General features: G+C 58.2%; 28 protein-coding genes. 12 read left to right on the top strand and 16 right to left on the bottom strand.

Annotated features, from left to right (window positions below):
• Positions 1-234 precede the first annotated feature (234 nt).
• Positions 235-366, bottom strand: coding sequence for a hypothetical protein (locus TNEU_RS10490; protein ID WP_281011707.1), 132 nt, complete (start codon positions 364-366; stop codon positions 235-237).
• 87 nt (positions 367-453) lie between these two features.
• The gene (locus tag TNEU_RS07500; RefSeq protein ID WP_012350829.1) at positions 454-924 is read right to left on the bottom strand and encodes a hypothetical protein; all 471 of its coding nucleotides are present in this window, start codon (positions 922-924) and stop codon (positions 454-456) included.
• 501 nt (positions 925-1,425) lie between these two features.
• Between TNEU_RS07500 and TNEU_RS07495 the strand changes: the two genes are divergently transcribed.
• Genes TNEU_RS07495 through TNEU_RS07475 form a run of 6 tightly spaced genes read left to right on the top strand, consistent with a single transcriptional unit; the run spans position 1,426 to position 5,080 of the window.
• The gene (locus tag TNEU_RS07495) at positions 1,426-2,355 is read left to right on the top strand and encodes a transposase (protein ID WP_245521952.1); all 930 of its coding nucleotides are present in this window, start codon (positions 1,426-1,428) and stop codon (positions 2,353-2,355) included.
• Complete coding sequence (locus TNEU_RS10455) at positions 2,352-2,738, top strand: transposase (protein ID WP_245521951.1); 387 nt, start codon at positions 2,352-2,354, stop codon at positions 2,736-2,738. The genes TNEU_RS07495 and TNEU_RS10455 overlap by 4 nt, the downstream gene beginning before the upstream one ends.
• A gap of 44 nt (positions 2,739-2,782) precedes the next feature.
• Positions 2,783-3,145 carry a hypothetical protein gene (locus tag TNEU_RS07490; protein ID WP_148682407.1) on the top strand — a complete coding sequence of 121 codons (363 nt, stop codon included), beginning with the start codon at positions 2,783-2,785 and terminating at the stop codon, positions 3,143-3,145.
• Positions 3,145-3,777 (top strand): hypothetical protein, encoded by a 633-nt coding sequence (locus TNEU_RS07485; protein WP_012350827.1) that lies wholly within the window; start codon positions 3,145-3,147, stop codon positions 3,775-3,777. Before TNEU_RS07490 ends, TNEU_RS07485 begins: the two co-directional genes overlap by 1 nt.
• Before the next feature lie 53 nt (positions 3,778-3,830).
• Positions 3,831-4,124: a hypothetical protein gene (locus tag TNEU_RS07480; protein WP_012350826.1), complete on the top strand. Its 294-nt coding sequence runs from the start codon at positions 3,831-3,833 to the stop codon at positions 4,122-4,124.
• Positions 4,121-5,080, top strand: coding sequence for a hypothetical protein (locus tag TNEU_RS07475; protein WP_012350825.1), 960 nt, complete (start codon positions 4,121-4,123; stop codon positions 5,078-5,080). Before TNEU_RS07480 ends, TNEU_RS07475 begins: the two co-directional genes overlap by 4 nt.
• Here TNEU_RS07475 and TNEU_RS07470 read toward each other — a convergent pair.
• Both TNEU_RS07470 and TNEU_RS07465 read right to left on the bottom strand, forming a co-directional pair.
• The gene (locus TNEU_RS07470; protein ID WP_148682406.1) at positions 5,046-5,744 is read right to left on the bottom strand and encodes a class I SAM-dependent methyltransferase; all 699 of its coding nucleotides are present in this window, start codon (positions 5,742-5,744) and stop codon (positions 5,046-5,048) included. The two genes, TNEU_RS07475 and TNEU_RS07470, sit on opposite strands and share 35 nt — an antisense overlap.
• Before the next feature lie 4 nt (positions 5,745-5,748).
• Complete coding sequence (locus tag TNEU_RS07465; protein ID WP_012350823.1) at positions 5,749-6,075, bottom strand: hypothetical protein; 327 nt, start codon at positions 6,073-6,075, stop codon at positions 5,749-5,751.
• A 4-nt stretch (positions 6,076-6,079) separates the two neighbouring features.
• Between TNEU_RS07465 and TNEU_RS07460 the strand changes: the two genes are divergently transcribed.
• On the top strand, positions 6,080-6,907 hold the full coding sequence (locus TNEU_RS07460) for a SagB/ThcOx family dehydrogenase (RefSeq protein WP_148682405.1): 828 nt from the start codon (positions 6,080-6,082) through the stop codon (positions 6,905-6,907).
• Here the strand turns inward: TNEU_RS07460 and TNEU_RS07455 are convergent.
• The gene (locus TNEU_RS07455; protein WP_012350821.1) at positions 6,904-8,103 is read right to left on the bottom strand and encodes a M20 family metallopeptidase; all 1,200 of its coding nucleotides are present in this window, start codon (positions 8,101-8,103) and stop codon (positions 6,904-6,906) included. The genes TNEU_RS07460 and TNEU_RS07455 overlap by 4 nt on opposite strands.
• A gap of 47 nt (positions 8,104-8,150) precedes the next feature.
• On the opposite strand from TNEU_RS07455, the gene TNEU_RS07450 reads away from it, so the two are divergent.
• Together TNEU_RS07450 and TNEU_RS07445 are read left to right on the top strand one after the other, a co-directional pair.
• Positions 8,151-8,909 (top strand): D-aminoacyl-tRNA deacylase, encoded by a 759-nt coding sequence (locus TNEU_RS07450; RefSeq protein WP_012350820.1) that lies wholly within the window; start codon positions 8,151-8,153, stop codon positions 8,907-8,909.
• A 165-nt stretch (positions 8,910-9,074) separates the two neighbouring features.
• On the top strand, positions 9,075-9,695 hold the full coding sequence (locus TNEU_RS07445; protein ID WP_148682404.1) for a hypothetical protein: 621 nt from the start codon (positions 9,075-9,077) through the stop codon (positions 9,693-9,695).
• 6 nt (positions 9,696-9,701) lie between these two features.
• Here the strand turns inward: TNEU_RS07445 and TNEU_RS07440 are convergent, their stop codons facing one another.
• Positions 9,702-10,937: a 2,3-bisphosphoglycerate-independent phosphoglycerate mutase gene (locus TNEU_RS07440; RefSeq protein ID WP_012350818.1), complete on the bottom strand. Its 1,236-nt coding sequence runs from the start codon at positions 10,935-10,937 to the stop codon at positions 9,702-9,704.
• Positions 10,930-11,241, bottom strand: a complete 312-nt coding sequence (gene cutA / locus TNEU_RS07435; protein WP_012350817.1) for a divalent-cation tolerance protein CutA — start codon at positions 11,239-11,241, stop codon at positions 10,930-10,932. The genes TNEU_RS07440 and cutA overlap by 8 nt, the downstream gene beginning before the upstream one ends.
• A 186-nt stretch (positions 11,242-11,427) precedes the next feature.
• Between cutA and TNEU_RS07430 the strand changes: the two genes are divergently transcribed.
• Entirely contained in the window at positions 11,428-12,198 is a 771-nt protein-coding gene (locus TNEU_RS07430) for an HD domain-containing protein (RefSeq protein WP_148682516.1), read from the top strand.
• Here the strand turns inward: TNEU_RS07430 and TNEU_RS07425 are convergent.
• A complete protein-coding gene (locus TNEU_RS07425) occupies positions 12,188-13,162 on the bottom strand; it encodes a hypothetical protein (RefSeq protein WP_012350815.1) in 975 nt (324 codons plus the stop codon). The two genes, TNEU_RS07430 and TNEU_RS07425, sit on opposite strands and share 11 nt — an antisense overlap.
• 82 nt (positions 13,163-13,244) lie before the next feature.
• On the opposite strand from TNEU_RS07425, the gene TNEU_RS07420 reads away from it, so the two are divergent.
• Complete coding sequence (locus TNEU_RS07420) at positions 13,245-13,619, top strand: hypothetical protein (protein WP_012350814.1); 375 nt, start codon at positions 13,245-13,247, stop codon at positions 13,617-13,619.
• On the opposite strand, the gene TNEU_RS07415 is transcribed toward TNEU_RS07420, so the two are convergent.
• From TNEU_RS07415 to TNEU_RS07400, 4 genes are read right to left on the bottom strand one after another with little or no spacing between them, the layout of a single operon-like run.
• Positions 13,572-15,074: a cation:proton antiporter gene (locus TNEU_RS07415; protein ID WP_012350813.1), complete on the bottom strand. Its 1,503-nt coding sequence runs from the start codon at positions 15,072-15,074 to the stop codon at positions 13,572-13,574. The two genes, TNEU_RS07420 and TNEU_RS07415, sit on opposite strands and share 48 nt — an antisense overlap.
• Positions 15,074-15,790, bottom strand: a complete 717-nt coding sequence (gene alaXM, locus TNEU_RS07410) for an alanyl-tRNA editing protein AlaXM (protein WP_012350812.1) — start codon at positions 15,788-15,790, stop codon at positions 15,074-15,076. Before alaXM ends, TNEU_RS07415 begins: the two co-directional genes overlap by 1 nt.
• 25 nt (positions 15,791-15,815) lie before the next feature.
• Entirely contained in the window at positions 15,816-17,027 is a 1,212-nt protein-coding gene (ilvA, locus tag TNEU_RS07405; RefSeq protein WP_012350811.1) for a threonine ammonia-lyase, read from the bottom strand.
• Positions 17,024-18,223, bottom strand: a complete 1,200-nt coding sequence (locus TNEU_RS07400; protein WP_148682402.1) for an aminotransferase-like domain-containing protein — start codon at positions 18,221-18,223, stop codon at positions 17,024-17,026. The genes ilvA and TNEU_RS07400 overlap by 4 nt, the downstream gene beginning before the upstream one ends.
• Before the next feature lie 47 nt (positions 18,224-18,270).
• On the opposite strand from TNEU_RS07400, the gene TNEU_RS07395 reads away from it, so the two are divergent.
• Positions 18,271-18,531, top strand: coding sequence for a zinc finger HIT domain-containing protein (locus TNEU_RS07395; RefSeq protein ID WP_012350809.1), 261 nt, complete (start codon positions 18,271-18,273; stop codon positions 18,529-18,531).
• Here TNEU_RS07395 and sucD read toward each other — a convergent pair.
• From sucD to TNEU_RS07380, 4 genes are read right to left on the bottom strand one after another with little or no spacing between them, the layout of a single operon-like run.
• On the bottom strand, positions 18,508-19,386 hold the full coding sequence (gene sucD, locus TNEU_RS07390; protein WP_012350808.1) for a succinate--CoA ligase subunit alpha: 879 nt from the start codon (positions 19,384-19,386) through the stop codon (positions 18,508-18,510). The genes TNEU_RS07395 and sucD overlap by 24 nt on opposite strands.
• Positions 19,383-20,528, bottom strand: coding sequence for an ADP-forming succinate--CoA ligase subunit beta (gene sucC, locus TNEU_RS07385; RefSeq protein WP_148682401.1), 1,146 nt, complete (start codon positions 20,526-20,528; stop codon positions 19,383-19,385). The genes sucD and sucC overlap by 4 nt, the downstream gene beginning before the upstream one ends.
• 43 nt (positions 20,529-20,571) lie before the next feature.
• Positions 20,572-20,742 carry a hypothetical protein gene (locus TNEU_RS10290; RefSeq protein WP_012350806.1) on the bottom strand — a complete coding sequence of 57 codons (171 nt, stop codon included), beginning with the start codon at positions 20,740-20,742 and terminating at the stop codon, positions 20,572-20,574.
• Complete coding sequence (locus TNEU_RS07380) at positions 20,739-21,989, bottom strand: NAD(P)/FAD-dependent oxidoreductase (RefSeq protein ID WP_012350805.1); 1,251 nt, start codon at positions 21,987-21,989, stop codon at positions 20,739-20,741. The genes TNEU_RS10290 and TNEU_RS07380 overlap by 4 nt, the downstream gene beginning before the upstream one ends.
• Between the last annotated feature and the right edge of the window lie 106 nt (positions 21,990-22,095).

The following is a 22,095-nucleotide window of genomic DNA, read 5'->3' as shown; positions in this document are numbered from 1 at the left end:
ATCTTTTATCGCTGACGATAATTCTTGTAATAGCTAGGCACAATGTTTCCCTGCACCCCTCTTGTGCATACTCGTCCATATGTTCCAAACTAATCGTGTCGAACATTTGTCTTACATCCTCCGGACATGACCTCCACCCTCCTTCAGAAATACAACCAACGATTTTTTCCTGCCAACCCTTGGGTTCCATGGAAAAATTCTGATGTCCGCCTCGGCGTCCTACCTCGTTGCGGCTTATTTAACGAGCGACTTAAGGACGACTTTGTCGCCGCGTACTTCGTATCTGATCAACACGCCGTTTGTGCCGTCGCTTACGGCGGCGTAGCCTTCGTCAAGCGAGATCTGCAACGCTTTGCGTTGGCTCACGATCCAGTCTAACAGCGCATCTCTAACACTGATTTTGAGCTCTATTTCGACAGACCCCTCTAATGTCAACCTTTCAGTAAGACCATTCTACCCCGCATCTGGCGCAAGCCGCCAGAGCTGATCCAGCAGCCGCCGCCAGCGCGTCCGTATCCACTCGGCCGCCCGCTTTCCGTATTCGGCCTCGATGTCCATCGCCACCTCCTCTAGAAAGGCGATTACGTCGTCCACGCCCCTGCCCCTGAGGAGCTGGAGCGCCGCCGGCGCATCGCCCAGCGCGCCTCTTTCTATTGCCTCTCTGAGCCGCGCCCTCAGCCACCCCTCTACCCTCTCCATATCGATGCCGGCCTCGACGGCGATTTTCCCAGCCGCCGCGGCGATGACCTTAACCGCCTCCGCGGCTGGCCCGAGGTAGACGGTCTGCTTTCTCCCCCTCCTTATCTGGACGTAGAGGTACTTCAGCGGCGAGCCGCCGGCCGTGGAGTAGACGCCGATGTACAAATACGCGCTACCCCTCCAGCCGTAAAGAGTCCCTATCGGCTCAACCCCAACATACCTCACGTAAAAATTGTATTATAGCTGACGTCATCCAGCGGACAGCGGCGCCGAATATGCGCCGTCTATAACCCAGCAGACCCCGCCGGACTGGATAAACACGTTGGGTTATATACGACACAAATTCTGACGAAACTACGCCATCTATAACCCAAGGTCAGTCGGCGGTTCCGCTGTGTCTTCGGTTCAAATGTGCCGCCTATAACCCAGCTATACACGCCGTCTACAACTCAGCGTGAAGTTTGGAGCGGCGTTTTCGCTGTTTCGCTTGCCTACCGTCGCTTGAGCGGCATCTACAACCCAGCAGACACTACGGCGCTTGGCTCCAAAAGCGGACTTTTTACAGGATTCCTCCTGTATAGCGCGCTTTCTAACGGCGTAGTCTTTTCAGGAATTCTCAGCGGCTTCGGCGGACTCGCTGAAAATTACTGAAAACACCTCGGCGAAAAACGGCGCGCCATACAGGAGTTATACTGAAAAACGCAGTGCGGCGGACTATATTTTATTATGGAAACAGGGGATAGTATAGAGGGAAGCGGACGGAAGAAGCGTAGCCGGAGGCGCAAGAAGAACAAAAACGCTGAGAATAAAGACGTGAAGAAAGACGTTCTGACGCACGCCGTCGTTGTCCCCAGCGCCCGACTCAGCTGGCGCAAGATAAACCTCCTAAAGGAGCTGGAGGAGAAGTATAAGGAGCTCGTCATCCAGTTCGTCGAATACGGCTTTAAACACGGCGTGACTGGGCACGTCTCGCTCCGCAAAGCTCTGTATGAAGAGCTACGCAGAAGACATCCAGACCTCCCCTCTCACTACATCTACACGGCGGCGCAGGACGCTTCCCAACGCATAAAGAGCTTCCTCGCACTGAAGCGAGAAGGCAAGGCGAGGACCGAGAGGCCGGAGGTGAGGAAGGTATCCGTATGGCTCGACGACCGTCTCTGGGCGCCCGACGGATACACGGCGGTAAGGGTGGCGACGCACAGAGGTCGGATAACGATACCGCTGCGGCCGACCAAGCAGTTCTGGAAGCACATCAACGGCGGGTGGAGGCTGAAGTCACAGCCGAAGCTCAAGCTGGACGAAAAGAGGAGAGTAGTATACGTTTACTTTGTGTTTGAGAAAGAGATAGAAGAGAAGCTGGCGAAGGGCGTCGTCGCCGTTGACCTCAACGAGAACAACGTGACGGTGAAGATCGGCAACAAGGTGTTTATGTTTGAGACGAGAATCAGAGGCATCACGCTCGGTTACAACAGCAGGCGAGAGGTTATGCAGTCCGTCAAAGGCAACCGCTATACAAGCCGCGCACTTAAGAGGAATGAATTGAGCAAGAAGAGTGATATTAGGAGAAAGATCGCCAACCTCATCGTCAAAGAGGCAGAGCGCCTCGGCGCCGCAATTGCAGTTGAAAATTTGCCAAGGGATGCACCAAAAATATGATATCAAAAATAGATGATCCAAAGCTCAGAGATAAAATATATAAGGCGTCATTTAGAGGTATGTTGAAAGAGATTATACGTAAGGCTAGGGAGAGGGGGATCCCCGTGGTGAAAGTAAACCCACGGGGAACCTCCTCCTCCTGCCCGCGGTGCGGGAGGAGGTTGGTGAGGGGCTCTGCCCCGAGGCACCTCCTCTGCCCCAACTGCGGGTGGGAAGGGGGGAGGGATGTGGCGGCGGTGATAAACATTGAAAGAAGAGCGTTGGAGGTACTCGAGGAGGGCCGTGTGTCGCCCGGCCCCATGCCCGATGACCCCACGCCCGAGGTATCTTGGATACCTATGACGGCGTGGGCGAGGAGGAAGTCCCTAGGCGCAACAGCCTAGGGACAGGCGAAAAAGATATTTAAATGGAACTTAACGCGGGGTTCGTGGCCCCTCGCTTCTTTGTCTACCCAGGCTACAAGAGCGTAGAAGACGAGCCTAAGATTAGGCAAATGATCTACAAGGGGCTGAAGGAGCTTGAGACTGAGATACGCAAGCGGATGCTCAACTCTGACAACGTCGAGGAGCTCGGCCGCGCCCTCAAGGCCGTGAATATGATTGCCGTGAAGGTCAAATCTCCCTCTGGGAAGATCTCATCTAAGAAAGACATCGAGCAGATAGACGCCGTCATTTTCGACAAGATGAACACCATGCTCTCGGCACTCTCTAGCAAAGACTACGGCCTGTTGCTTTCGGCGGTCTCCGAACTCGAGAAGTTGGTTACACGGCGTAATTCTCTATTTTCCTAATGGTCTGCCTAGAGCCGTTTACGCCAGACGAATTCACCAACTGGTATAGACATCTGGGGAGGCAGAGGCTTTTCTGGGCCAAGCCGCTTGTGGAGCTCTTCCCGCTCTACAAGCTAGCGGAGGGGTGCGTGCTGAAGGCAAGGTGGTCGTCTGAAAAGCCGAGGCTGGAGGAGGCCTACATAGCCATAATGAAGCAGCTGAAGAAGCTCGACTTTTTAACCACGATGAGGGGCACAAAGATCCTGATAACCCCAAACACGGTAGATAGGGATCTGGCACAGATGAGGGGTTCCCTACACATCTACTCCACGTCGAGACCCTGCGCCACAGGCATATATCTCGATAGGCCGCCCGACGGCCAGCCCGAGGCTAGTCCAGACCACGTAATCCTCTCCTCTGGCGCAGACGCTAGATACGTCCTATATCTAAACCGGTGGAACTTCAACATTGACCACCTGTGGCTCGCCGCGCCATCCGCGTTGCGAGACGCCGTAGAAAGTGCCATATGTGAAGCTAGAAGACTCGGCGGTAGATATGTGACCATAGCCACCGGGGAGGGGCGCCTAGACTCCATAGACGTCGGCTTCTACAGACCTGACTACTTCTACAATGTATACAAGCTCTCCTTCTAGTATTTAAAGCGGGGTAGACCAAATCGGTTATATAGAGCGGGAGAGAGTTCTCTGTGTATCTTCAGGTTGCGAGATGTCCCATATGTGGCGTTGAGTTTAGGCCTGAGGTCAAGTCTATAGACGACGGCGAGGCCGAGGTCAGGTGCCCAAACGGGCACGTCTTTACTATCCACATCGACAACGACGCGGTTTTTGACTGCGAGATTAGGGACTGGGAGAGGTTTGGCCTTCTGCCTCAGACTATCCAACACGCGGTGCTTGAGGCTATTCAGAGCGGCCGTATTCCCAGAGAGCTACGGCCGTTGATGACCAGGCTCAAAGACGCAGGCGTCGTTGTCTGCACATGAGGTTTTTTGAGGAGATAAACGCTGCGCGTCGCTACAGGACTTTCGTAGAAGCCGTCGGCGGCGTGGGCCAGCTGAAGAAGACCTTGATGTGGAGCGATTGGTACGCGGTGAAGTGGTGGGAGGAGATATTCAAGGAGCTTGGCCTCTCCTCGATAAGAGAAAGCGTTTTTGCACGCGCCCTCTACATCTCGCTGAAGATTAGGGGTTACGTTGGGGAAGACGGCCGCGTCAGAAAGAAGGTCGAGAGGCCTGGCTACCCCACAAATAGCTACGCGCTTGAGTTTGTAGAGCTACATGAGTCTCTTGACAGAGTTGGAGCTGTAAACCTGGCGTTGAACAAAGCCGGAGAAGTCGTAAAGATACTCGCCTCGGCTGTGCCCACCTCCGGTTGGTGCAGAGCCATTAGGCGGACCTTTCTAGACGTGGTAGACGTGAGACGTTTCGACACCATATACGAACCCGTGGCGAAAGACGGGGCTGTAGCCCTCTCGGTGTTTGAGCTACATAGGCCAAAGCTCTACATAGCGTCGGACTACAAGAGGGAGAATGTCGAGCTTGCGGCAACCGTGTTAAAGGCAAAGCCCGAGGAATGCGTCAGGGGCATCTGCATCTTCAGCGCGCCCAATATATGCGACGCGGCTAAAGCCGTGAGGAGATATGCGCCGGAGGGCGTGTCTGCGGTTTTGATGTTGTTTACGCTTAACTGGCTAGTGGACCCCGTTATGGAGCTGTCATGTGTAGCGTCGGCCCTCGCCAGCGGCGGCAGACTGTTGGTTGGCCAGCAAGTGGTGGAGACCATGCCCGGGTTTGTGGCCATGATGGCGGCGCTTGGCGCAAAACACGTCTTGAGTTGGAGGGGCGTTGAGCAGACGCTTAAAGCGGCCGGCTTCCGGCTGGAGAGGCGCTATCTGAGATATTTTCCTATCTACGTTGCTGTGTGGAAGATAGGCGGCTAGAGGCCAGATATAGGTAGACGGCCCCCCAAGCTCTCACGCGGAAGTCGATCACCTCCGCGTACCTCTCCACGACCTCTCTGAGCTTAGAGTTGGTAGGCAGCGCTTGCACTATTGTATGTATCTTCTTGTACTCCAGGCAGACATCTCTAGGCGTGAAGAGGCACACTAGCCAGGGCAAGACGTGTTTTGTATATAGGAGCAGTAGCCTCCTAGCCAGCTTGTTGTCCGGCTTACCTATAGACACCACCACTTGATGCTTCGCTACTCTGGCGAACTCAGCCGTTGCCCGCTCAATGTCTATCGAGGCGTGTAGCGAATAGCCGGCGACCAAGAGGTCGAAGCTCCCATCTCTAAACGGCATCTGTTCAAAAATCCCAACGATTTTTTCATCGGCCTCCGCGTTGAGGCTTAGCATCTCTGGAGTTGCATCGAGGGCGACGACGTATCGAATGCCTTTTAGACAACGGGCCATGTTGCCGGGGCCGGCGCCGGCGTCGACAACCTTAAGAGGGCTCTCTCCAAATCTTCTGTAGTACAGGGAGACAGCCTCTCTACGCCACCGATCGACCCCGCCTAGAGTAGCGACGAGGTTTGCCCTCTCGTATGCCCTCCAGATCCTCCTATACGCCTCTCTGACGTAATGCCAGCTTTGGCCAAGCCCCACGGCGCTATGCCGCGTAGACATATATAAACCAGATCGATAGAACTAAGCCAAGAGCCCAAATCCACGGCCAATCTCGGCCTGTTCTCAGAAGCCAGATGTAGAACCCAGCCGTCCCGTGGATCACCGACAGAACGATAGCCGTAATGGAGACCCACCCGAGGTGTAGCTTAGAGCAGATGGCGTAGGAGCTGAACACCCCCATCGTCGCCTCTGCCACAACCTCGGGCTTCGTTAAGCAGAGGCCCGAAACCGCCGTGAGCAGGCCAAAGAGCGCGGCCAGTGTTGCTGTGACATCTAGGATAAAAACGCTTATAGTGGCTACCCTGGACATATATATGCGCAGAAGGGACTTTATAAAGTTCCTAACCGCGACCCCCCTCGGGAGGTTGGTAGCGGGCGTCGCGGCGGCGTCTATATCGGCGGCACTGATATATCTAGATACTGCCCAAAGAGACGTGAGAAAGGCGGCCCGTGGAGGATTGTACGAGGTGTTGCTCCCCTTCCCCCGTCTACGCGGCTCTATATCGCTAGAGGAGGCCTTGGCGAACAGGAGGTCTGTGAGAGAGTTTAGCGACGACCCCATCACGCTGGAGGAGCTCGGGCAGTTGTTATGGGCTACCTACGGCATTTCCGAGGTGAGACACGGCTTTAGAACTGCGCCAAGCGCCGGCGCTTTGTACCCATTGGAGATCTACGCGGTGGTTGGAGAGAGGGGGGTGGCCTACGGAGGGGGGTTTCTAGAAGCCGGCGTGTACCACTACGACGTGTATAGACACAGCCTGGTGTTGCGTAGGAGGGGCGACTTCAGAGAGGCTCTCTACCGCGCCGCGCTCGAGCAAGACTGGGTGCTTGCCGCCCCTCTTTCGATCGTCATCGCCGCCGTCTACCAGAGGACCGCCAGGGTATACGGCGAGAGGGGGCGCGTCCGCTATGTGCCGATGGACGTGGGCCACGCCGGCCAGAACCTCTACCTCCAAGCCGTCGCGCTGGGGTTAGGCACAGTAGCCGTGGGGGCCTTCGACGACGGGGCTGTGGCTGAGGCGCTGGGGCTACCGCCGGAGGAGACCCCCCTCTACATAATGCCCGTGGGGAGGCCGCGCGTTCCCTATAGGCTGGAGGAGGAGGATCTCAGGGCTTTCTACAGCGCTCGGCGGAGCTCCTAACCTTTTGCGTTTACGCTCTTGATGAGGTTGAGGTACGCCTCGGCCACGTTGACCACCTGTCTAACTTCGACGTATTCATCAGGCGCGTGGGCCATCCCTATAGGCCCCGGCCCGTATGTGACCGTCGGTAGCCCAGCCTTTATGAAAAACCTTGCGTCTAACCCGCCAATACACACCGTCCTCCTAGGCCTTCTACCGATTACCTTCTCGACAGCCGACGCCAGCGTCTCGACCAACGGGTGGCTGGGCTCGACGAGGGCGGCCTCGGAGACGTTTGTGACCTTCACCTCCACCTTATGCGGTATGTCTCTGGCGACCCTCTCTATGAACGAGATGAACTCTCGTTTCACATCTTCGACGTTTTCCTCGGGTATAACCCTCCTGTCTACGGAAAAGGCGAAGTAGCCTGGGACCACGTTGGTTTTCACGGACCCCCTCACCTCGCCGCCTATTGTGACCGTGGGCGTCGCCCCCCGCGGGTCGTCGTACTCGTACCTGCTGGCTCTAGTGGAGACCGCTCTTATGTACTCCTGAAGCCTATGCGCGATGTAGACCGCTCCTTCGAAGGCGTTTAGGCCAAGCCAGGGGGTTGAGCCGTGGGTCTGCTTGCCGTAGACCTCCACCATGAACCAGACGAGGCCTCTGTGGCCGATCCATATGTTGTCCTCTCCCGAGCCCTCGGCGATGATGACCCACGGCGCTTTGACCTTGCCGGAGCGGGCTAGGTAGCCGGCGCCCGTCTCACCGCCTATCTCCTCATCTGGCACCAGAGACACCTCGAAGTTCTTCAGCCCGGCCGCCGTAGCTCTCTCAACGGCCAGCATAATCGACGTGATCCCCCCCTTCATATCCACGGCGCCTCTGCCGTATAGTCTCCCATCTCTGTAGAGGGGTTCAAAGGGCTTTGTGATTTTCCAGCTCTCCTGCGGACCCGGAGGAACGACGTCGTAGTGGCCGTTGAAGTGTATCTTCGGCTCCCCCAGCCTAGCCAACAGTATGTACCGGGGGTGGTCTGCGCACTCTGGACATCTGCTCGCCACCTCCGACCTCGGGACCTCCAAAACCTCCGTGTCGAGACCCAGAGATTTGAAGTACCTCTCGGCGGCGTCTACAAACTGGGCGTAGTTCTCACCGGGGGGATTCACGGTAGGTATCGAGATGAGCTTGCTCAGGAGAGACACGGCTTTTTCTTCCATATGCCGCACCCCGTGCTACTTTTAAATAGTTGCACCCCTGCCCCAGCGTGTACGTAGTTGTCCTATCGCTGGGGGACCCCGTCTCCCGCACATTCCTAGAGCTCGTCCCCGAGATGCCCCTCGTCGAGACAAGGGGAGAGATAGAGGTGAGGAAGTTCGGCGAGTGGCCCGCCGTGGTTCACAAGGGGGAGCCCACGGACTTCAACAGAGAGGATCTGCTCCTCTCCTTGGGGAAATACGCCATATTTATATCGAGACATGAAATGGCTAACCCCAGGCCCATGTTCACAGTCCACACGCCGGGTAGCTGGCCCGACGTCTCTGTGGCCAACCCGCCGCTTGCCACCGCCATATTTAGAGCCCTATGTAGACACGCCGAGGAGCCGTTTAAATGCGCATTCGAGGCCACCCACCACCCCCCAAACACCTCGGCCGCCTCGGCCACCTTCGTAGAGGTGGGGAGCACGGAGGCCGAGTGGAGAGATAGAAGGGCCGTGGGCGTGCTCGTGCAAGCGTTGGAGGAGGTTCTGGGGAGGGAGCTCGGCGCCGGCGCCACCACGATGGTCGTGGGCGACCTACACTACTCCACGGTGGCCGACTCCGCCCTCAACGGGGAGGTGGAGCTCGGCCACATCCTCCCGAAGTACCTAGAGACGACGCTTCAACACGTGAAAACGGCGTTCTACAAACACACAACTCCCGTCAGACGCGTCGTCGTGTTTAGGAAAAACGTGAAAAACCCGGCACGAGCAGAGGTGGTGGAGTTCCTCAGGGAGAGGGAAGTTGAGGTCGTGCTTAAGGGGTGATATCCGCCTTCGGCAAAACACATGTCCTATATCGAAGGACGTTAGCGGCGCTGTTGCAAGATCCCTGGTGGGTCGTCGTATCCCCACGTTGGAAGCGGCCGGGCTGCCGGCGGAGGTGCGGGCGAGGAGGAGATCTCTTAAATGGTGAACGCTTGTGGGCAAACGGTGAGCTGTAAGCCGGTTATATACGAGCCTGGGGAGTGGAGGTACGTGATGACCCTGGTGAAGGCCCTGTTGCCGGAGCTGTCTTTCCACAGAGACGGCGAGGCGGCCGCGGCGGCGAGTAGGCTGGGCGGCGTCTCTATCGAGGTCCTGCGGGACTTCGACTGGGGGAAGCCCGCCGTGTATATGCCTCCGTTTGAACGGGTGGTAGACGGCACCGTGGTTGTGGCCGTGGAGGGGTACACGGCTAAGAAGCTGATGCGGCGCGGCGTGAGGGCAGACGTGGTGGTGAGCGACCTAGATTTCGACCCAGAGGCGGTCCAGCTGGGGAAGACACAGGTTGTCCACGTACATGGGGACAACTTCTGGAGAGTTGGGCCGGGGCGGCGGGTCTACACAGTTCAGACGTGGCCCGTGGGGTGCACCTTCAACGTCTCCGGTTTTACAGACGGCGATAGGGCCGTCTACCTCGCCTACTACATGGGGGCGAGGGAGGTGGACATATCCGGCTTCTATCCCGACATTCCGCTGAAAAGAGACGACGCTGTGAAGAGGAAAAAGCTGGCCGTGGCGCAGCACCTGCTTGCTAGGCTCTCCCAGAGGCTAACCCTGAGGTTTATATAACGGCGTCTACTCGCCGAATTTCTCCGCCAGCCCCAGGTAGCTGCTCAACGTCGGCATCACGTCTATCCCCCTCAGCCTACCCAGCGCCCCCCTCCAGCAGGTCAGCTCCGAGAACTTACCCACGTCGTCTGTCACGACGTCGGGGCCGTAGAGGAGGAATGGCACGGGCTCCCCCGTGTGCTCTCTTATGGAGACCGGGGTGGCGTGGTCCGAGGTCACTACTAGGTAGTTCCCGGCGATCTTGTCCACATAGGGAGACAGCGCCTTGTCCAACCTCTCTATCACAGAGACCTTTCCTCTGAAATCCCCGTCGTGAGCCGTGCTGTCGGTCCCCTTCACGTGTAGGAAGACGACGTCGTACCGCGACATGAGCTCCACGGCGAGTTTCACAGCCTCGTCGAAGACGTCGTCTTTGGTTCCGCCGAGGCCGGGGGCGGTGTAGACGTCCATCCCCACGGCGCGTGCCACGCCCCTAATAAGCGCAACCCCAGCGATGGCGGCCGCCCTCACCTTGTACCGCTCTTTTACAGGCTCTATCTGCGGCATATAGCCCCCGCCCCTGAGCAGTATGGCGTTTATAGGCGGCCTTCCGCTGGCCTTCCTCGCCTTGTTGACCTCAAGTCCCTCGGCCGCCGCCGAGAACCTCCTCGTGATTTCGTTCACCACCTGCGCGGTAAGCGCCGCCTCCTTGCTACCGTCCAGCGGCTCCGACATGTGTATCCTCTCGCCGACCTTGTGCGGATCCGTGTCGCTGACCTTGTGGCTCACGGGGCCTCGGAGCACCAACACCCCCCTGTGCTCAACCGTGGATCTATACAGCACCTCCACCCCGTACGCCTTACCCACCTCCTCGCCGATGGAGGCCATGAGCCTCTCCACAGCCCTAGCCTCCTCCGGCGCTATGTACCGGCCGGCCCTCCGGTCCACCACTACCCCCGACTCGTCCACAGTGGCCAGGTTTGTCCTAAAGGCCACATCCCCCGGCCTTAGATCAACCCCGGCCCCAAGCGCCTCGAAGGCTCCCCGCCCCGTGTAGTACCTATAGGGGTCGTAGCCGAATAGGGCTAGATGCGCCGTGTCTGAGCCAGGGCGCACCCCCGGCGAAATGGGGTCGAGAATGCCGCAGGAGCCGAGCGAGGTGAAGTAGTCGATCACGGGCTTAAAGGCGACGTAAAAGGGCGTCTTCCCGCCTGTAGGCCTATCGCCGCCGCCGTCGAAGAGTATCCAGAGCACGCTAGGCATGGGTCTCCCTCCTAACCCAGTCTAGGTACTCTGCGAGACCCCCTACGACGGGCACCGCGATGACCTCCGGCACCTGGTAGGGGTGGACTGCCTTCGCCTCTTTGACCAACTGATCCAACTTATCCGTGGTGGTCTTCACCACGAGGAGCACCTCGTCAGCCTCCTCTATCTTCCCCTCCCACCAGTACATAGAACTCACCGGGGTCATGTTGACGCAGGCGGCTAGACGCCTTTCCAATAGGTGCCGCGCTATCTTCCGACCGCTGTCTCGGTCTGGGGCGGTTATAAACACAGTTATGTACATGTGAGGCCGTAAAAGACCCCTTAATAAACAAACCGCCGCGGCCGCAACGACCAGCCCGAGGGCGTTGACATGGAGAAAGCCCCTCTACGGGCGGACAAACGGGAATGTATATAAATATGCAAGGCGAGCCTCTATGTGCAAACGGCGGTGACTTACGAAGTCGGCGTTAAGTTGATAGAGCAGGTGATGCCCCACAGCGAGAGGGTTAGGAAGATCTGGGAGCTTCTTACCACAGACGTAGAAACCCAGGCGTATCTGAAGATGGCGAACGTCTTCGCGGTCCAGAGGCTGAGGTACAACGACCACGGCCCTGTGCACTCCAGAATTGTGGCAGGTAGCGCTCTGGCGATATACAAGATCTTCACGGAGAGGGGCTTTAAGCCAAGCGTGGTGGCCGACGGCGTCGGCGACGTGGAAGACTCGATAGTTGTCACATTGATGGGGGCTTATCTACACGACATCGGCAACTCTGTGCATAGGACCCACCACCCGATATACTCCGCCATGCTCGTGGACAAACTCGCCGAGAAGATCTTGTCGAAGGTATACGGCGACGGCGAGAAGAGGTACATGTTGAAGCAGGAGGTTATGCATGCGGTCTTCTGTCACGACGAGGCCTACACGTGTCTCACCTTTGAGGCGGCTTGTGCGAAGATTGCAGACGGCACCGACATGTCAAGCGGCCGGGCGAGGATACCGTATAGGATAGGCAAATCCGACATACACGCCTTGAGCGCTCTAGCCATTGAGCGGGTGGAGCTGGCCCCCAACGACTCAAGACCTCTCGCGATAAACGTCTACATGTCCAACGAGACGGGCATCTTCCAAGTGGACTCAGTACTTGGCCAGAAGATCGCCACCTCGGGGCTTGCCCCATATGTGGAGGTGAGAGCCTACGTGAGGGGGAAGCTGTTTGCGGTGAGGACTTTTGAAACAACCCACGTGATCAGAAGCTAGGCTTTACGAACTTGGAAACTCTCTCCAAGTCGCCTCGGACGACCTCCACGAGGAACTTCACTGATTTACACCGCTCGTCCCCCTCGAGAATCGGCAGTATCTTTATATACACCTCGTAGACCCCCTCCACCACCCTCTCGTCAAGCCTCGCCAAGGCGTTTTTCATCTGCTGGAGGTCAGCCCCCTCCACAGGTGGGCCCAGCAAGATAAGGCCTATCTGCTTCGCCGTCCCCTTAACGCTGAGCAGGTAGGTGGAGGGCTCGGCATTGACGTAGTTGAGGTGCTCCGGGAGTAGCGATATGTCTAGTTTCTCAAATAGCTCTCTTATGTGGGGGGCGGCCAGCTGGATAATCCTCTCGCCGCAGGCGTAGATCGTCTCGGCCGTCGCGCATCTGAGGTCGCACTCCCTACACCTGGGCGAAACCATCTTGAGCAACTCCACAGTGTATTTCAACTCGTCGAATCTCACGCTTTTCCCATACGACGCCAAGACGGTCTCTGTCGCTTTCTCAAGCTCCGCACAGTCGTTTATCCTCTCTAGGATCTCCTTCAAGACGCAGTTCTTGAGAGCGAGGGCGCGTAGCCTCTCCCTAGCGTCTGAGCTCCTCCCCTCGTACAGCAACCTCCCCACCTCCACCGCGGATGAGGTGAAGCGCCCGGAGGAGGCAAGGCCCAGGGAGCTGAGAGTCGGCGTGATGGTTCTGGCGAGGCTCTTGGACAGCTTGTTCTCCTCTAGATACTCGGAGATCACATCTCCGACGCTTACAACGCCTTGTGTGTATTTTACGTAGGCCTTCCTGAGGAGGGCCAGCAATCTCTCGGGCGGTATCCGTATATACCACGAGTGGTACTGGCACTCCCCCTGTAGTAGCTCCTTAAGAGAGCTACAAAGCTTCTCTAGATCCTCCACGGTGTCCACGCGTATGTCGCGGTCGCCGACGCGGACAAGCACCACGTTAGACATCGCCTGGAGACATAAAAACCTGAGCAGGTGCTACAGATATGACAAGACGGCGCGGCCAGCCGCGTTTTGTATTTAAAGCAGTGTGGTGCACCGGGCGGTGGACATAGTGGAGGTTCTAAGGAGGAAAAACCCGGAGGAGGTGAGGAAGGCGCTTGTGGAGGTGCATAGGGCTAAGGCTTTTTCTCTCGCCGACGCCGAATATGTGGCCGAGGAGCTGGAGAAAGCGGCTAGGCTACACGCCTACCACATCGCGCTCATGTCGCTTATAGCGCCGGAGGTTGAGGTGGATCCAGACAGCGTCACGGGCCTGGACTACCGCCTTGCTAGATCCTTCCAGGAGGGCTTGGCGAAATGTGCCGAGCTCCCCGGCGTAGTTGAAGACGGCTTCTATAGGGTTGTCTTGGAGGAGCTAAACCGGATTATCAGATCTGCGTGTAGCCCTCAACACGGCAAATAGATTGTAGAGCAGAACGGCGGCCACCAACAGAGATGTGTAGAGGTGCACCTCCGCGATTTTAACCACCAGGGCAAAGGCCACGTACATGGACAGTGCAAACACCGACGTAACCACCACAATGCTAGCCGCACGCGCCTTGCCCACCTCTCTAAGCGCTATGAGGAGATCCCTGTACATGGCTCTTGAGTACTTCACCATAAACGGAAGCGTAAGGACGAGAAGTACCGGCGACGCCGGCCAGAGGTAGGCTATCGCCAGCGCCGTGGCGACGGACAAGATAGCCAACTTCGCCACGGCCAAGAAGGCGTGTGTAAGAACTCTATAGAGCTTCTCATACGCCACGGCCGTTTTGAGCTCCCCCACGCGGCGGCTTACGAACCTCTCCAAGGCGCCTCTACGCCCCCAAGCCCAGGGGGCTAAGAAGAGGGTGATGACCGGAGCTATGGCGAGCGCCAGCGCCAGCTCGGCGTTTTTGATAACGCCGAGTTGGTAGGCCAGGATGGGGATCGTGATAGAGATCTCCGAGATATGCGCTGTGGCTAGGGAGACGTCTACGGAGAGGGAGGGCTTTCCCGTGACCAGCCACGAGCTTGTAAACACCGCGGCGGCTCTGATAAACACCGCGAGGAGAGCCGCGGAGATGCTCAAGGCGAGAAGCAACGGATCTACGGCGGCTGCGGGGATGGATACCCCCAGGGCCAGCATGTAGATATAGATTATCAAGTTGGAGAGCGCGGCGGCCTCCCTCGTGTGAACCCCGTGTACATCTGCCTTTGAGAAAAGGTAGCCTCCTATGAAGGCGCCGAGGAAGGGAGATGCTATGTGCAAAGACTGTACGATGTAGACGAGCGCGAAGGCTGTAGCTAACGCGAAGGGCAGAGCGTAGTCGCGGCCCACGATATATCTATAGAAGAACTTGAAGAGCGCCAGCGCAACGGCGGCCAGCGCCACAAGCATGACGAGGCTGATGGGCAGGTTCCCGAGGTTTGTGCCGCCGAGGAGGAGGCTAAGGGTGAAGAAGAGGACGGCGTCCTCCAGCGAGGTGAGAGACAGCGCCACGGACCTGGCCTCGCTGGGGAGGCCGGAAACCAGCTTTGTGGTGAGGAGGCTTGAGGAGCTGAGCATAACGACGCTGGCCACCAGGGCGTCTCCCAGCGTCAAGCCGGCGAGTTTGTAGATAAGCGTGGTGAAGCTCACGATGAGAGACGCCTCAATGATTACGGCGAAAAAGGCCGCGGGTGAGAAGCCGCCGGCCCCCAGCTGCCGCCCCACCTCAAACGCCACAAGAGACAGGAGAAGCTGTATGTAAATCTCGGGGAGCGCCACCCCGGCGAGTTTCCCCACAAGGGCCCCCGCGAGGAAGAAGCCGAGGAAGGATGGGAAGCCGACGCGGTCGAGGAAGTAGGCGAATAAAACCCCGATAAATACGGCGATGGAGATCTCCCCAAGGAGCACTACTCCACCGTGTAGTATATCCTCTTCTTGCCCCTCCCCCTGTTCTCCACCTTCAAAATCTTGATTGTGCCTATCTCTGATGTGTTTCTCACGTGGGGTCCGCCGTCGGCTTGTATATCGACGCCCGGGATCTCAACTATCCTCAGCCGGGGAACCTCTGGGGGCATCTTCTCGGCGAGTTTTACGACGCCCGGGATCTTCAGAGCCTCCTCCCTGGGTAGCCAGTACACCTTAACCTCTATGCCCCTCCTCGCTATCTCGTTAGCCTCGGCTACGGCCTCCTCGAAGATCCGTTTTACGGTGGCCATGTCCCCCTCCACGTTGAAGTCGTCTCTGGCGTATTCCGGCGTTATATCGCCGCCCGTGATCAACGCGTTGTGTCTCCTGTAGAGAACCGCGGAAAGTATATGGGCCGCCGTGTGTAGACGCATCTTCCTATACCTCTTGTCCCAGTCCACCACCCCCCTCACAGCTTCGCCCGGCTTAAAAGATGGGCTTCTGTCAAGGACGTGGACAACCTCGCCCCCCTTGTGCACCGCGGTTGCGGCGTAGCTCTCGCCGCCGTAGTAGAGCACCCCCGTGTCCGCCTGCACACCGCCGGTGCCGTCGTGAAACGCGGTCTGGTCCAACACCACCTCGTTTCCCGACAACTCCAAGACGGTGGCGTTGAACTCCCTCAGGTAGGAGTCCTCCTGATAGAGGAGCCTCGTCTTCACCGAGGGCTCTACGCCACCTCTCTATTTAACTTTTCTCTACGCTGAAGTAGAAGGCGTGTCTCTCCAACTCGTCGAGGAGCTTCGACATATCCAACGTCCCCGGCACCTCTACCACAAACACCAGGCGGACGTAGTTGGGCCTCTGCTCTGGGTCATAACGCTCGTGGTAGACCTCGAGAATGTTCACGTTGTGTGCGGCGAGTAGAGACGAGGCTTTAGCCAACGTGCCGGGTCTGTCGGGGACCTCGCCCACCAGCTTCACCACGCGTCTCTGCCTCGCCAAGGCCTTCATAAGAACCCGCATGAGGATGGGGGCGTCGATGTTTCCGCCGGAGATCACAGCCACGGCTTTTTTGCCCCTAACGTTGACTTTGCCGGTCATAAGCGCCGCCACCGAAACAGCGCCGGCCCCCTCGGCGACAACTCTAGTTCTCTCGAGGAGTAGGTAGAGCGCGTCTACGATCTCGTTCTCATCTACCAGCACCACATCGTCGACGTACTCCTGGATCATCTTCATCGTGATGTCGCCGGGTTTCTTCACAGCTATGCCGTCTGCGATCGTGTCAACGCGTTCAATCACGACGGGCCTACCCTCCTTGAGGGAGAGGTAGACCGCCGGCGCGCCGCTTGCTTGTACGCCGATCACCTTGGCGGACGGCCGCGCCTTCTTTACCGCGTAGGCCACCCCGGATATCAAACCGCCGCCTCCCACCGGGACCACAACGACGTCTACGTCCGGCAGATCCTCCACGACCTCAACGCCGAGGGTCGCTTGACCGGATATCACGTAGTAGTCGTCGTATGCGTGTAGGAACCTCGCCCCACCGGTGGCGAGCTTTCTCGCCTCTATCTCGGCCTCGTAATAGCTCTCCCCGTGGAGAACAACTGCAGCGCCGTAGTCCTGCGTCTTCTTGACCTTAAGCCACGGCGTTGTCTCAGGCATAACGACCGTGGCCTTGACGCCGTGTAGCTGCGCCGCATAGGCCACCCCCTGGGCGTGGTTGCCGGAGGACGCGGTGACAAACTCCCTATACCCCTCCCGTATGTACTTGTACATGGCGAAGTAGGCCCCCCTTATCTTGAAGCTCCCCGTTTTCTGCAACGCCTCCAGCTTGAGGTACACCTCGCCTCCGGCTATTCTCGACAGCGACTCGGATCGGAGCGTCGGCGTTCTGTGGATCTTGCCCTCCCTCTGCTTCTCCCTTATGACGGCGAGTGCCTCCTCAAGTAGAATCATGCGCCTTTGATGGCCATGGAGAGCCGGCGGATCCCCTCCTCGATCTGCTCAAAGGTGGGGTAGGTGAAGTTCAGCCTCATGGCGTTCCTAAGCGATTGATCCACGGAGAAGCCGTGGCCGGGCACAAACGCCACCCTGTACTTGGTGATAGCCACCTTCAGGAGCTCCCTGGTGTCTATATGCGGCGGCACCGTGGCCCATATGAACATGCCGCCGCTGGGCTTCGTCCAGCTCACGCCGGGCGGCATATGGGTCTCCAACGCCGCCAACATGGCGTCGCGCTTCTTCCTATACAGCTCCCTAACCCGGGGCAGGTTGTTCAGCACGACGTTGCGCCTGAGGCCCTCCATGAATATGTACTGTACAAACGTCGTGGTGTTTATGTTGAGAGCCTGCTTCGCCAAGTTGAACCAGCTCACGAGCTCCTCGTTGGCAATAACCCAGCCCAGGCGGAAGCCCGGCGCAAAGATCTTCGAGGCGGTGGAGAGGTAGATAACTCTGTCGGACCTATCCAACGCCTTGAGGGGAGTCACCTGGATCGGCTCAAAGAGGAAGTAGGAATAGGGGTCGTCCTCGACAATTAACAAGTCGTACCTCTCGGCCACCTCCAGCAAGTGCTTCCTCCTATCTTGGCTCATGGTGAGGCCGCTTGGGTTTTGAGCCGTGGGGATCGTGTAGACGTACTTGATCCTGGCGCCCTCAGCCTTCAGCCTCTTCACAGCCTCCTCGAGCTTCTCCACGATCATGCCCTGGCTGTCCATGGGGATCCCCACCAAGCGCGGTTGGTAGACCCTCCACGACTGAAGCGCTGCGATGTATGTGGGGTTTTCGGTAATTACCACATCTCCGGGGTCTATAAACAAGCGGCCTATAATCTCAAGCGCCTCCTGGCTCCCCACCGTGATAAACACGTTCTCCGGCTTGGCCTTTATGCCGGCGTATGTGTCCACGAACTTCGCCAGCTCCCTGCGTAGTTCAGGCACGCCGTCGGTGGGGCTGTACTGCAACGCGGCGTGCGGATACGTCTCCAGGACATACGCCGTGATCTTGGCGATATCCTCCACAGGGAAGGTGGAGGGGTCCGGCATACCTCCACCGAAAGATATGACGTCGGTGGTCAACCACTTGAGCAACTCCCTTATCTCGCTCGCGGTCATATACCGCGTACGCGTCGATAAAAGGTCAGCCACCTTCATAGTTTCTAGATTACGCGCCATATATAAAGTTGTGCAACCACAAGCCCGTGGAGCTGTGCCAAATCTGCGGATTTGAGAAAGCGGAGCTCCGATGTCCGCGGTGTGGCAGACGGGTATGCCGACATGACTGGGCGGGGGACCGCTGCGCCGTCTGCGACTCCACGCTGTGTAGGCTCTGCGGGAGGTTCTTCGCGGTGTCTACCTGCGCCATATGCGGCAGGCCGGTCTGCGACGGGTGTAGCATCAGGGTGGGCCTCGGCAGAGTCTGTAGAGAATGCGCCGGGCTACTTGAGAAGCTTGGAAAGTAGCTTCGGCACCTCAAAGGGCGTCTCCGCCACAGGAACGCCGGCGGCTTTAAACGCCTCGATTTTGCCTCGCGCGTCGCCGGAGCCCATCATCACTATGGCGCCCGCGTGGCCCATACGCTTCCCCGGAGGGGCGGTGCGGCCGGCTATGTAGGCGACCACGGGCTTGTTGATGGCCCCCTCGGCGTATAGCTTAGCCAGCCTCTCCTCGGCGTCGCCTCCGACCTCCCCGATCACCACGATCCCCCTCACGTCGGGGTCCTCGGCCACCTTCAAGGTGGCCTCCATGAGGTCCAGCCCCACCACGGGGTCGCCGCCTACCCCCACGGCGATGTTTATGCCGAAACCGGCTCTAACCAGCTGGTAGGATATTTCGTAGGTCAACGTGCCAGATCTGCTCACTACGGCTACCTTGCCCGGCGTTTGGTAGATGCTGTTTGGCATAATCCCCAGCTTGGTCCTGACGGGCGGGGCCACCACGCCGGGGCAGTTCGGACCAATCACCGTCACACCCCTAGACCTCGCGTAGTTGATAGCCCTCAACGCGTCGTGTACAGGTATGTGCTCCGTGATCACCACCACCAGCTCCACCCCCGCGTCTACGGCCTCAAGCACGGCCTCGGCCGCGGCTCTAGCCGGCACGAAGATTACAGACGCGTTTGCCCCATGTCTCCTCACCGCCTCCTCTACGGTGTCGTAAACGGGCACCCCGTGGACGCTGGCGCCTCCCTTCCCCGGCGTAACGCCAGCGACGATCTTGGTACCGTATTCCATCATCCGTTGCAGGTGGAAAGACCCCTCTCGGCCTGTGGCGCCCTGAACCACCACCCTCGTGGTTGGCCCAACGAGCACGGTCATACCCTCGCCAGCTCCACGGCTCTCTGGGCGGCCTCCTCTGCGTTTTCAAACAGCGGTACGCCGACCTCGGACAAGATGGCCCTCCCCTGCTCCTCGTTTGTCCCCTTGAGCCTCACCACGATCTTCTTCGTAGCCCCCGTCTCTGCGAGGGCGTCTTTGACGCCCAAGGCTACTTCGTCGGCCCGCGTGATGCCGCCGAAGATGTTTATAAATACCACCCGCACCCTGGGGTGCTTGAGGAGCACCTTCACGGCTTCTCTAACCACCTCCCTGCTGGCCCCGCCTCCTATATCTAAAAAGTTGGCCGGCCTCCCCCCGAAGTGGTAGACGAGATCCATGGTAGACATCGTGAGACCCGCGCCGTTTCCAATTATGCCTATGTCCCCGTCTAGCTCGACGTAGTGGAAGCCTATCTTCTTGGCGTAGGCCTCGAACTCCGTGACATCTCTGGGGTCCTCCTCAAGCGCCTTCTCCAGATCGGAATGTCGGTACAGAGCGTTGTCATCTACTATGACGCGGGCGTCCAGCGGGATCACGTCGCCGTCTTTCGTCAACGCAAGCGGGTTTGACTCCACGAGCTCCGCGTCGTATTCCACCATCACCCTATACATGGCCTGCACGATAGAGGAGATCTGTTGCCACTGCCGCGTGCCTGGCCTGAAGCCGAGCCAAAGCCCTATCTGCCTTATGTGGAACTCCCTCAAGCCGACGGCAGGATCCACGTAAACCCTCTTGATCTTCTCGGGGCTGGCCTTAGCGATCTCCTCGATGTCTACGCCCCCCACTGGAGAGGCCAGGAAGAGGTACCTCCTGCTGGCCCTATCTATTATGAGCGAGAGGTACATCTCCCTCTCGGCTTCAACGTATTTCGTTACGTAGATCTTGCGAACCACAAGCCCCTTGATGTTCATCCCAAACATCGCCTTGGAGAGCTCGTAGGCCTCCTCCGGCGTTTTTGCAACCTTGATCCCCCCCGCCTTGCCTCTCCCCGCCACCACGACCTGCGCCTTCAGCACCACCGGCGTCCCTATCTCCTTCGCGGCTTTGAGGGCCTCGTCAGGCGTGAGGGCCAGCCTCCCAGGCGGTATCTCCACGCCATATTTAGCAAGAAGCTCCTTTGCCTCATACTCGTGCAACTTCACAACTCACCTCGAAGGCCATTTATAAAAGCGTTGATGTCAAATGTTAAAAATCTATAACTAACAAAAGGTATATCCCCGGCTCTCTGGCCGAAAGGATAGCGTCTTTCCTACTGGGGTAAACCCCCACGACTTTGCCCTCTTTCACCAAAACCCACCCCCTCCTGCCGCTCCTTCTCGCCACCTCGGCCCACCTCTCCAATTCCTCTTCGATCATATCACTAGCCTCTCCTCCTCGAAACACCGCGTCTTCTTAAGCACCGCGCTGTCGACAACCATCCCGCCGTGGAGCTCCGCCTTCTCTAGCCCAAGCGCGAGAGACGCCGCTATTCTACCCACGGCGTCTGCCTTCATAATGCCAGACCCCGACGTGCCCGCCGCAACGTAGAGCCCCTCGGCCAGCCTATCTACAATGGGCTGGTAGTCTACGACGTTTTCGTCGTAGTGGCCCGCCCAGGCGTTATGCGGAGTCTTACCCTCGAAGAGGGGGACGTACTTCGTCAAAACTGGGTATATGCCGAAGCGCCAGAGCTCCTCCTCCGGCTCTGGGTTTTCCTCAAAGCCGTACCGTCTCCTGTCTGAGACCCCGATCCAGAAGGACTCCTCCACGGGCTCCGGCCTCACGTATATCCCCCGCGGGAGGATTATCATGGGGGCGTACTCCCTATCCGCCAAGCCTGCCCTCAGCAGATCCCCCAACTCGCCGCTTGCCTTCACCACGAAGACCTGCCTCTTCCTGGGCTTAATGGGGAGGCCGAAGCCTGCGGCGTCCATCAGCATCTCTGTCCACGCCCCAGTCGCAAATATGACGTTTTTAGCCTCTAACGGCCCTGCGGAGGTCTCGACGCCCGCGACCCTCGCGTCTTGCCACGGGAAAGGCTCCCCCGGGATGCCGATCGGCCTCTTGGGCGAAAACTTAACAGACTCCACCTTTACGCCGAACATCACCTCGCCGCCTGCCTCCACATACTTTTCGTAGTAGTACCTCACCAGCCTCTCAGGGTCGATTATGCCGGCCTCCTTCACCAACAACGCAACGCTAACGTCCGGCAGACCCATCTCCCTCGCCTCCTCATCTTCCGACACCCTTGTCCTAATTGGGATGTCCATTTTGTCATATAGCTCGACGGGCGTGCCCGCCTTTATTAGCTCGTGCGCCACGGCGCGCATGGTAGCTTCGTTTTCCCTAGGCACCAGGAATAGGTAGCCCACGTGTCTCATCCCTAGATCGTAGCCGCTGTTTTGAACCTCGCGGTAGAAGCCAACGCTCGTCTTCGCCAGAGTCCTGTTTATCCACGATGTGAAGATCGTCCTAAACGCAGCCGCGGACTTCGCCGTATCTCCCATGCCGACGCCCGGATGTTGGTCGACAACTAAGACCCTGGAGGAAGGCGAGAGGCGCTTGATGTGGTAGGCGGTCGCCATCCCCACCGCGCCAGCTCCGACGACGAGGTAGTCGTACATACATCTCCAGCAACTACGGCTTATTTAAATTGGGTCGCCGTACTTAACAGCAAGCCTTATCCATGGCGGTTTGTTATCGCTTGTGTCGAACGTAGCCTATTTAAGT

The sequence above is a fragment of the Pyrobaculum neutrophilum V24Sta genome, assembly GCF_000019805.1.
GTDB lineage: Archaea > Thermoproteota > Thermoprotei > Thermoproteales > Thermoproteaceae > Pyrobaculum > Pyrobaculum neutrophilum.
The sequence above is the reverse complement of the archived record's forward strand: the minus strand, read 5'-3'. Positions and strand labels throughout refer to the sequence as shown.

Bases quoted from the DNA above. Each gene is read 5' to 3' on its own strand.
- TNEU_RS07495 (WP_245521952.1), top strand. From the start codon at position 1,426: ATGGAAACAGGGGATAGTATAGAGGGAAGCGGACGGAAGAAGCGTAGC.
- TNEU_RS10455 (WP_245521951.1), top strand. From the start codon at position 2,352: ATGATATCAAAAATAGATGATCCAAAGCTCAGAGATAAAATATATAAG.
- TNEU_RS07485 (WP_012350827.1), top strand. From the start codon at position 3,145: ATGGTCTGCCTAGAGCCGTTTACGCCAGACGAATTCACCAACTGGTAT.
- TNEU_RS07475 (WP_012350825.1), top strand. From the start codon at position 4,121: ATGAGGTTTTTTGAGGAGATAAACGCTGCGCGTCGCTACAGGACTTTC.
- TNEU_RS07465 (WP_012350823.1), bottom strand. From the start codon at position 6,075: ATGTCCAGGGTAGCCACTATAAGCGTTTTTATCCTAGATGTCACAGCA.
- TNEU_RS07460 (WP_148682405.1), top strand. From the start codon at position 6,080: ATGCGCAGAAGGGACTTTATAAAGTTCCTAACCGCGACCCCCCTCGGG.
- TNEU_RS07455 (WP_012350821.1), bottom strand. From the start codon at position 8,103: ATGGAAGAAAAAGCCGTGTCTCTCCTGAGCAAGCTCATCTCGATACCT.
- TNEU_RS07440 (WP_012350818.1), bottom strand. From the start codon at position 10,937: ATGCCTAGCGTGCTCTGGATACTCTTCGACGGCGGCGGCGATAGGCCT.
- cutA (WP_012350817.1), bottom strand. From the start codon at position 11,241: ATGTACATAACTGTGTTTATAACCGCCCCAGACCGAGACAGCGGTCGG.
- TNEU_RS07430 (WP_148682516.1), top strand. From the start codon at position 11,428: ATGCCCCACAGCGAGAGGGTTAGGAAGATCTGGGAGCTTCTTACCACA.
- TNEU_RS07425 (WP_012350815.1), bottom strand. From the start codon at position 13,162: ATGTCTAACGTGGTGCTTGTCCGCGTCGGCGACCGCGACATACGCGTG.
- ilvA (WP_012350811.1), bottom strand. From the start codon at position 17,027: ATGATTCTACTTGAGGAGGCACTCGCCGTCATAAGGGAGAAGCAGAGG.
- TNEU_RS07400 (WP_148682402.1), bottom strand. From the start codon at position 18,223: ATGAAGGTGGCTGACCTTTTATCGACGCGTACGCGGTATATGACCGCG.
- sucD (WP_012350808.1), bottom strand. From the start codon at position 19,386: ATGACCGTGCTCGTTGGGCCAACCACGAGGGTGGTGGTTCAGGGCGCC.
- TNEU_RS10290 (WP_012350806.1), bottom strand. From the start codon at position 20,742: ATGATCGAAGAGGAATTGGAGAGGTGGGCCGAGGTGGCGAGAAGGAGC.
- TNEU_RS07380 (WP_012350805.1), bottom strand. From the start codon at position 21,989: ATGTACGACTACCTCGTCGTCGGAGCTGGCGCGGTGGGGATGGCGACC.